Origin of the sequence: Cellulosimicrobium cellulans (assembly GCF_001722485.1) — a bacterium.
Classification (GTDB): Bacteria; Actinomycetota; Actinomycetes; order Actinomycetales; family Cellulomonadaceae; genus Cellulosimicrobium; species Cellulosimicrobium cellulans_A.
The window spans coordinates 1-8,218 of sequence record NZ_LWGL01000142.1; the positions used below are offsets into that span (position 1 = coordinate 1).

Below are 8,218 nucleotides of genomic sequence, written 5' to 3' on the forward strand. Positions count from 1 at the left end.
GACCGCGTTCTGCATGTACGGCGAGACCTGGTCCAGCGGGACCACGATGCGGTTCTCCGTGTAGAAGGTCGCGAGCAGCGTCGTGCCGTCGTTGGCGTAGACGCGCGACTGCTCCGCGAGCGACCCGGACGGCCTCGTCGCGACGCCCGTCGAGACGCTCGCGCGCGACACGGCGGCCGGGACGGGCGTGCCCGCGGACGTCGCCCGTGTCGCAGCGGAGGTCGTCGAGCGCGGCGCGGGCGTCGTGTACGTCGGCCTGCCTCGCCACCTGTCCGGGACCGAGGGAGCGGCCGCCCAGGAGGCGCGGGCGTACGCTGGGACGGTGGCACGCGCCGTGGCTCCGGTCCCGGTGCACCTCGTGGACGAGCGGATGACGACGGTCAGCGCCCACCAGGCCCTGCACGCGGCGGGTCGTAAGGGACGCAAGCACCGCAGCGTCGTGGACCAGGCGGCCGCCGTTATCATCCTGCAGACCGCCCTCGACGCCGAGAGAGGCGCCGGGGTCCGTGCCGGAGAACCTGTAGACCCGACAGGAGACCACCGACCGTGACCGACCTGTTCGACCGACCCGCCGTGCGCGGCGAAGAGCCCCCCACGCGTTCGTCGCGCTCGGAGCAGCGTGCGCGCCGCGCGGCGAGGAAGCGCCGGCAGCGACGCCGTCGTCGTGCGCTCGTCGTCCTCCTCGTGTCGGTCCTCGTGGTCGGCGGCGCGGGCTACGTCATCGCGACCAACGCGACGAACCTGTTCGGGTTCGACAACCCGCTCGAGGCGAAGGACTTCGAGGGGCCGGGCACCGACCCCGTCGACGTGACGATCGAGGAGGGGTCCACGGGCCGCGACATGGGCGCGACGCTCGTGGAAGCGGGCGTCGTCGCCAGCACGGCCGCGTTCGTCAAGGCCTTCGAGGACAACCCGAACGCCGGGACGATCCAGCCGGGCACGCACACGCTGCTCACGGGCATGAACGCCGAGGACGCGGTCGCGCGCCTCGTCGCGAACGACAGCCGGGTCGAGACGAAGCTCACCTTCCCCGAGGGGTGGACCGTGCAGCAGGTCCTCGAGCGCGCCTCGTCGGTGACGGGCATCCCGCTCGCCGAGTTCGAGACCGCGATGGCGGACACCGCGGCGACGGGCCTGCCGGCCGAGGCGAACGGGAACTACGAGGGCTGGCTGTTCCCGACGACGTACGTCCTCCAGCCGGACGAGGTCACGGCGGTCGGCATCATCCAGCGGATGGTGAGCCAGACGGTCATGAAGTTCGACGAGGCCGGCGTGCCCGCGGCGGATCGGCAGTCGGTGCTCATCAAGGCGTCGCTCATCGAGCGCGAGGCCAAGTACGCCCCCGATCGTCCGAAGATGGCACAGGCCATCGAGAACCGGCTCGAGGACGGGATGCCCCTCGAGATCGACGCCGCCGTCGCGTACGGGGCGAACAAGCCGGGTACGGAGCTCACGCGTGCGGACCTGGACGACGCGTCGAACCCGTACAACACCTACGAGCACCAGGGTCTGCCGCCCTCGCCGATCGCCAATCCCGGATCGGAGTCGGTCCAAGCCGTGCTCAACCCGGAGCCGGGCACGTGGATCTTCTGGACCGCGGTCAACCTCGACACCGGGGAGACGAAGTTCGCGACGACCTACGCTGAGCACCAGCAGAACGTCGCCGAGCTGCGTGCCTGGCAGGAAGCGAACGGCGGGTGACGGGTCAGGCTCAGGGCCGTCGCGCCGCCGTCCTCGGCCACCCCGTCGCGCACTCCCTCTCGCCCGTCCTGCACCGGGCCGCGTACGCCGCGCTCGGTCTGGACGACTGGCGGTACGACGCGGTCGACACGACGGAGGAGCAGCTCCCGGCGCTCGTCGCGTCGCTCGACGCGACGTGGGCGGGGCTGAGCCTGACGATGCCGCTCAAGCACGCGGTGATCCCGCTGCTCGACCACGTCGAGCCGCTCGCCGAGGCCGTGGGCGCGGTGAACACGCTCGTCGTCCAGCCGGTGGGCTCGGGTCGCCCGACCTTCGTCGGGGCCAACACGGACGTGCACGGGCTGGTCGCCGCGCTTCGCGAGGGGTTCGAGGCGCTCGGGGCACGCGCCGGGCGGCAGGCGGCGTCGGACGCCGCGCTGACGCCGGGGCCCGCCGGTGAGGTGCGCTCCGCCGTCGTGATCGGGGGAGGGGCGACCGCCGCGTCGACCCTCGCCGCGCTCGCCGAGCTGGGCTGCACGTCGCCCACGGTGCTGGTCCGGTCGCTCGGCCGCGCCGGCGGTCTGCAGCGTGCCGCGCACCGCATGGGCGTCGAGCCCCGGTTCGAGGTGCTCGACGTCGCGGCGTCGCGCCTCGTCGAGCTGCTCGTCGCGGCCGACGTCGTCGTCTCCACGCTCCCGGCGCACGCCGCCGACCCGGTCGCGGACGCGCTCGCCCGCGCCGGCGCCATGCCCGCGGGCGTGCTGCTCGACGTCGCCTACGACCCGCGCCCGAGCGCGCTGACGCTCGCGTGGACCGCCGGTGGCGAGGGCGAGGCCGTCGGGGGCGAGCGCATGCTCCTGCACCAGGCGGTCGAGCAGGTGCGTCTCATGACGGGCCGGCCCGCGCCGCTCGCCGCGATGGACGCCGCGCTCGGCGCAGCCCTCGTCGGCGTCTGACGGGTCAGGCGAAGGCGTAGGCCGCGAGCACGGCGTCCCCGGCGAGCACGCCGAGGGCGGCGCCGAGCACCATGAAGGGGCCGAACGGTACCGCGGTGGTCCGTGACGCCCGGCGCAGCGCGAGCAGCGCGACCGCCCACGCACCGCCCAGGAGGAACGGCACGAGGAGCCCGACGACGAGCGCCGACCATCCGAACCACCCGAGGGCGGTGCCGAGGAGCCCGGCGAGCTTGACGTCGCCGAACCCGAGCCCGGGCGGGTAGGCGAGGCGGAGGGCGGCGTACGCGGTGAACGCGACGGCCCCGCCGGCGCCCGCGCGCACCAGGTTCGCGACGTCACCTGTGACCAGACCGGCGACGGCGAGCAGGAGCAGCGATCCCGCCCACGCGGGCAGCACGATCGCGTCGGGGAGGCGGTGCGTGCGGGCGTCGACCACCGAGAGGACCGCCGCGGCGACGGCGACGAGCACGACGGCGGGCGTGTGCCACGCCGGCCCGGACCACCACGCTGCCGCCGCGCCGGCGGCCAAGGCCATCACGGCGCCCGTCCGTCCGCCGACGCGGATCTCCGTGCGGAGGCGCACGCGCCAGGGGTCGCGGGCGACGACGGTCGACTGGGTCACGCGGGCACGCTAGCGGACCGCGCGGGCGCGACGGTCGTCGTCCACAGGAGCGCGGCGAGGGAGCGGTCCGCAGTGCGGGCGGCTCCCGGCCGGCGCCCGCGCGCGTGGGAGGATGGCGCCCATGCTGCGTTGGTTGACATCGGGTGAGTCGCACGGTCAGGCGCTGGTCGGGATCCTCGACGGGCTGCCGGCGGGCGTCGAGCTCACGACGGCCGACGTGCAGGCCGCCCTCTCGCGCCGTCGGCTCGGGTACGGGCGCGGGTCGCGGCAGAAGTTCGAGCAGGACGAGCTGCGCATCCTCGGCGGTCTGCGCCACGGCGTCACGCAGGGCGGGCCGCTCGCGATGGAGATCGCGAACTCGGAGTGGCCGAAGTGGGTCGACGTCATGTCCTCCGACCCGGTGCCGCCCGAGGCGCTGCTCAAGGACGCCGGGACGGGCGACCAGCGCGAGATCGCGCGCAATCGCCCCCTGACCCGGCCGCGTCCCGGGCACGCGGACCTCGTGGGCATGCGCAAGTACGGCTTCGACGACGCCCGCCCGGTGCTCGAGCGCGCGTCCGCGCGCGAGACCGCGACCCGCGTCGCGCTCGGCACGGCCGCGGCGAAGTTCCTCGAGCAGGCGCTCGGCGTGCAGCTCGTCTCGCACGTCGTCGCGATCGGGCCCGTCGAGGTGCCCGAGGATGCCCCGGCGCCCGGCCCCGACGACGTCGCCGCGCTGGACGCCGACCCCGTGCGCTGCTTCGACCCCGCGACGAGCGCCGCCATGGTCGCCGAGATCGACGACTGCCAGAAGGCTGGGGACACGCTCGGCGGGGTCGTCGAGGTGCTCGCGTACGGGGTGCCGTCGGGCATCGGTACGTACGCCCAGAGCGACCGCCGTCTCGACGCGCGGCTCGCCGCGGTGCTCATGGGCATCCAGGCGATCAAGGGCGTCGAGGTCGGCGACGGCTTCCGCACCGCACGCCGCCGCGGCTCGGCCGCCCACGACGAGATCGAGCGCACGTCCGACGGGCGGATCGCCCGCCGGAGCAACCGCGCCGGCGGCGTCGAGGGCGGCATGAGCAACGGTGAGGTCGTGCGCGTGCGCGCCGCTATGAAGCCCATCTCGACGGTGCCCCGCGCGCTCGCGACCGTCGACGTCGCCACGGGCGCGCCCGCCACGGCCCAGCACCAGCGCTCCGACGTGTGCGCGGTGCCGCCGGCCGCGGTCGTCGCCGAGGCCATGGTCGCGCTCGTGCTCGCCGAGCAGGCGCTCGAGAAGTTCGGCGGCGACTCCGTCGCCGAGGTCCGCCGCAACGCCGAGTCCTACCTCGCCGCGGTGCCGGAGCTGCAGCGCTGATGAGCCCCGTCGCCCCCGGCACCCGCCCGGTCGTCGTGCTGCTCGGCCCGCCCGGCAGCGGCAAGTCGACCGTCGCCCGCCACCTCGCGGACACGCTCGGGCTCGCGCAGCGCGACACCGACACCGACGTCGAGCGCGTCGCCGGTATGCCCGTCGCCGACATCTTCGTCGAGCACGGCGAGCCGCACTTCCGCGCCCTCGAGCGCGAGGCGGTCACGACGGCGCTCGCCACCCACGACGGCGTCCTCGCCCTCGGCGGCGGCGCCGTCCTCGACGAGCACTCTCAGGCCGCGCTGGAGTCGTACGCCGCGGCGGGCGGCGTCGTCGTCTTCCTCGACGTGAGCCTCGCGCACGCCGCGCCCCGTGTCGGCTTCAACCAGTCGCGCCCGCTGCTGCTCGGCAACCCCCGCGCCCGCTGGGCGGCCCTCATGGAGGAACGCCGTCCGGTCTACGAGCGCCTCGCGACGCTGCGCGTCGACACCGACGCGCGCACGCCCGCGCAGGTCGCGGCGGAGATCGCCGCCCATCTCGACGCCCGCGCCGACCGTCTCGACGCCGCTCACCCCGACGCCGCCACCGCGGCGCGCACCGCCCCCGGCACGACCACGGAGGACCCCGCGTGACCCACGAGCCCGTCGACCCCCCGGCCCCCGGCCAGGACCCGCAGGAGCCCGCGGCCACGCGCGTGCGCGTGGCGGGCGAGCACCCCTACGACGTCGTCGTCGGCCGGCACCTGCTCGGCGAGCTGCCCGCGATGCTCGGCGACCGTGTCCGGCGCGTGCTCGTCGTGCACCCCGCGGCGCTCGCCGCGACGGCCGAGGTGATCCACGAGGACCTCAAGGCGTCGGGGTACGACGCGTACGTCGCGGAGGTGCCCGACGCCGAGGAGGCGAAGACGGCGCAGGTCGCCGCGTTCCTGTGGGGCGTGCTCGGCCAGGCCGACTTCACGCGCTCGGACGCGGTCGTCACGGTCGGCGGCGGCGCCACGACGGACCTGGGCGGGTTCGTCGCCGCGACGTGGCTGCGCGGGGTGCGGGTCGTGCACGTGCCGACGACGCTGCTCGCGATGGTCGACGCGGCGGTCGGCGGCAAGACGGGGATCAACACGGCCGAGGGCAAGAACCTCGTCGGCGCGTTCCACCCGCCCGCCGGGGTGCTGTGCGACCTGGCGGCCCTGGAGTCGCTCGGGCGCTGGGACTTCGTGGCCGGTCTCGCGGAGGTCGTCAAGACCGGTTTCATCGCCGACGAGCGGATCCTCAAGCTCGTGGAGGAGCACGCCGACGCGCTGCGCGAGTGGGGCGTGCGCCCGACGACGCCCGAGACGTGGGCCGTGGTCGCCGAGCTCGTCGAGCGGTCGGTGGCGGTCAAGGCGCGGGTGGTGGGGGAGGACCTCACGGAGGCCGGGCTGCGGGAGATCCTCAACTACGGCCACACGCTCGGGCACGCGGTCGAGCTCACCGAGCGGTACCAGTGGCGGCACGGGGCGGCGGTGTCCGTCGGCATGGTGTTCGCGGCCGAGCTCGCGCGCCTCGCGGGCAAGCTCGACGACGACGTCGTCGAGCGGCACCGCACGATCCTCGGCTCCCTCGGCCTGCCGCTGACGTACCGGGGGGACCGGTGGGAGCGGCTGCTGTCCGCGATGCGCCGCGACAAGAAGGCGCGGGGCGACCTGCTGCGGTTCGTCGTGCTCGACGGTGTGGGCCGTCCCACCCGCCTCGAGGGGCCGGACCCCACGCTCCTCGCCGCGGCCTACGCCGAGATCAGCGCGGACGCCCCGACGGGCCGGGGCCCGATCGCCCTATAGCACCCGGCTCCGACCGCCCGGATCGCGACACGCCGCACCGGGCGACGCGTCCACCTGCCGACGCTCGCTAGCGTCTGGCCCGACGCCGACGCCGACGAGGTCGGCTCGGGTGCCAGACGGAGGAGCCGTCGATGGACGCGACGAGCACGAGCTGGGCAGGGCACGACGGGACGCCGCAGGACGGCACGCGCCCGCGCAGGCCGGGGCGCCCCCGGTCGGGACGGTCACGACGGTCGGGAGTCGCGGCCGGTGCGGTCGTCGTCGCCGTCGCGCTGACGGTCGCGGCGTGCACGTCCGCGCCGGCGCGGGCACCGGGGATCTCTCCGGGTGCGGGGGCGAGCACGGCGGTCCCCGCCCCGCGAGCGGGGCAGCAGGACCCGGCGACCCTGCCGGCGGACGCTGCACCCACCGCGCCCGCCGCGTCGCCTGCGCCCGCCCCGCGCTCCGACCCCAGCCCCACGGAGCCGGCCCGTGCCGCGACCAACGTGCCGATGAGGGCAGTCGCGCCGGGCGAGCAGCCGCCGCAGTTCGTCCTCTTCTCGTTCGACGGCGCCGGCTGGCACGACCGCTGGCACGAGTTCATGACCGCGGCCGACCAGGTGGACGCGCGGTTCACCGGCTCCCTCACGGGGATCTACCTGCTCACCGACGACCACCGAGACGCCTACACCGGCCCGGGGCACGCGCCGGGCCGGGCGTCGGTCGGGTTCGGCGGGTCGCCGGAGACGGTCGTGCAGCTCGTGCACGACCTCAACGAGGCGCACGCGCGCGGGCACGAGATCGGCACCCACTACAACGGGCACTTCTGCTCCGACAACCCTCCCGGCGGCAACCAGTGGACGGCAGCCGACTGGCAGGCGGAGCTGGACCAGTTCTTCACGTTCCTCGCCGACTGGGACACGATCAACCAGATCGAGGGCGCCCCGGAGCTCGTGGTGACGGCGCAGGACGTCACGGGCGGGCGGACGCCGTGCCTCGAGGGCGTGTGGCCCGACATCTCCCAGGCGTGGGCCGCGCACGGCATGACGTACGACTCGTCGAAGGTCTCGGGCGGCATCGCGTGGCCCCGCGTCGAGGACGGGGTGTGGCAGTTCCCGATCCCGACCGTGCAGTCCCCGGCGTTCGGCACCGTGCTCGCGACGGACTACAACTTCTGGGTCAAGGCCAACGGCGGCGTCGACGACCCGGGCGCCGCCGAGACGATGCGGGCCGGCACGCTCGACACGTACCGCCACATGTACGCCGTCGCGCGCGACGGCAACCGGGCCCCGGTCGTCGTGGCGAACCACTTCAACCGGTGGAGCGGGAACGCGTTCAACCCGGCGGCACGCGACTTCATGCTCGAGGTGTGCGACGACGAGGGGACGGTCTGCGCCACCTACTCCGACGTCGTCGCGTGGCTCGAGCTGCAGGACCCCGCGGTGCTCGCCGAGCTGCAGGCCCGCCCGCCCGTGTCCTGACCCGCCCGCGGGGTCAGGGCGTGGTGCCCGGCCACAGGCCGCGGCGTGCGAGCACGTCCCGCAGCACGTCGGCGCGGTCGGTGACGAGCCCGTCGACGCCCAGGTCAAGGAGCCGCTCCATGTCGGCGGGCTCGTTGACCGTCCACACGTGCACCTGGCGGCCCGCCGCGTGCACCGCGTCGACGAACCGCGCGTCGACCACGCGCACGCGGCCCGAGCGCTCGGGCACCTGGACGCAGTCCACGGCGTGCAGCGCCGCCCGGACGGCGCCGGTGCGCCCGCCCGCGACGCGCGCGCCCACGACCGCCGCCGCGACCTCCGGCCGGCCGGCCGACGTCGCCACGCGCCGCGAGAGCC

8 protein-coding genes and 1 pseudogene are annotated in these 8,218 nt (G+C 75.3%); 7 read left to right on the forward strand and 2 right to left on the reverse strand.

Going from position 1 to position 8,218, the window contains the following annotated elements:
* Nucleotides 1–112: 112 nt before the first annotated feature.
* From ruvX to JZ5iCDA_RS13565, 3 genes and pseudogenes are all read left to right on the forward strand, one after another.
* Nucleotides 113–550: pseudogene (ruvX, locus tag JZ5iCDA_RS13555) on the forward strand (Holliday junction resolvase RuvX); the annotation flags it as partial.
* Complete coding sequence (gene mltG / locus JZ5iCDA_RS13560) at nucleotides 547–1,701, forward strand: endolytic transglycosylase MltG (protein WP_069387654.1); 1,155 nt, start codon at nucleotides 547–549, stop codon at nucleotides 1,699–1,701. The pseudogene ruvX and the gene mltG, both read left to right, overlap by 4 nt.
* Nucleotides 1,698–2,636: a shikimate dehydrogenase gene (locus JZ5iCDA_RS13565; RefSeq protein ID WP_069387655.1), complete on the forward strand. Its 939-nt coding sequence runs from the start codon at nucleotides 1,698–1,700 to the stop codon at nucleotides 2,634–2,636. Before mltG ends, JZ5iCDA_RS13565 begins: the two co-directional genes overlap by 4 nt.
* Nucleotides 2,637–2,640: 4 nt before the next feature.
* Here the strand turns inward: JZ5iCDA_RS13565 and JZ5iCDA_RS13570 are convergent, their stop codons facing one another.
* Entirely contained in the window at nucleotides 2,641–3,258 is a 618-nt protein-coding gene (locus tag JZ5iCDA_RS13570; RefSeq protein WP_253182093.1) for a prepilin peptidase, read from the reverse strand.
* A 121-nt stretch (nucleotides 3,259–3,379) separates the two neighbouring features.
* Between JZ5iCDA_RS13570 and aroC the strand changes: the two genes are divergently transcribed.
* The 4 genes from aroC to JZ5iCDA_RS13590 all read left to right on the forward strand — a co-directional run bounded on the left by aroC (nucleotide 3,380) and on the right by JZ5iCDA_RS13590 (nucleotide 7,861).
* Nucleotides 3,380–4,597: a chorismate synthase gene (gene aroC, locus JZ5iCDA_RS13575; protein ID WP_069387656.1), complete on the forward strand. Its 1,218-nt coding sequence runs from the start codon at nucleotides 3,380–3,382 to the stop codon at nucleotides 4,595–4,597.
* On the forward strand, nucleotides 4,597–5,220 hold the full coding sequence (locus JZ5iCDA_RS13580; protein ID WP_069387657.1) for a shikimate kinase: 624 nt from the start codon (nucleotides 4,597–4,599) through the stop codon (nucleotides 5,218–5,220). The genes aroC and JZ5iCDA_RS13580 overlap by 1 nt, the downstream gene beginning before the upstream one ends.
* Nucleotides 5,217–6,401, forward strand: coding sequence for a 3-dehydroquinate synthase (gene aroB / locus JZ5iCDA_RS13585; RefSeq protein ID WP_436967408.1), 1,185 nt, complete (start codon nucleotides 5,217–5,219; stop codon nucleotides 6,399–6,401). The genes JZ5iCDA_RS13580 and aroB overlap by 4 nt, the downstream gene beginning before the upstream one ends.
* Before the next feature lie 131 nt (nucleotides 6,402–6,532).
* Nucleotides 6,533–7,861, forward strand: coding sequence for a polysaccharide deacetylase (locus tag JZ5iCDA_RS13590; RefSeq protein WP_171905382.1), 1,329 nt, complete (start codon nucleotides 6,533–6,535; stop codon nucleotides 7,859–7,861).
* A 13-nt stretch (nucleotides 7,862–7,874) separates the two neighbouring features.
* Here the strand turns inward: JZ5iCDA_RS13590 and JZ5iCDA_RS13595 are convergent.
* Nucleotides 7,875–8,218 (reverse strand): glycerophosphodiester phosphodiesterase family protein (locus JZ5iCDA_RS13595; RefSeq protein WP_290438815.1); only part of this gene is annotated, 344 nt, incomplete at its 5' end.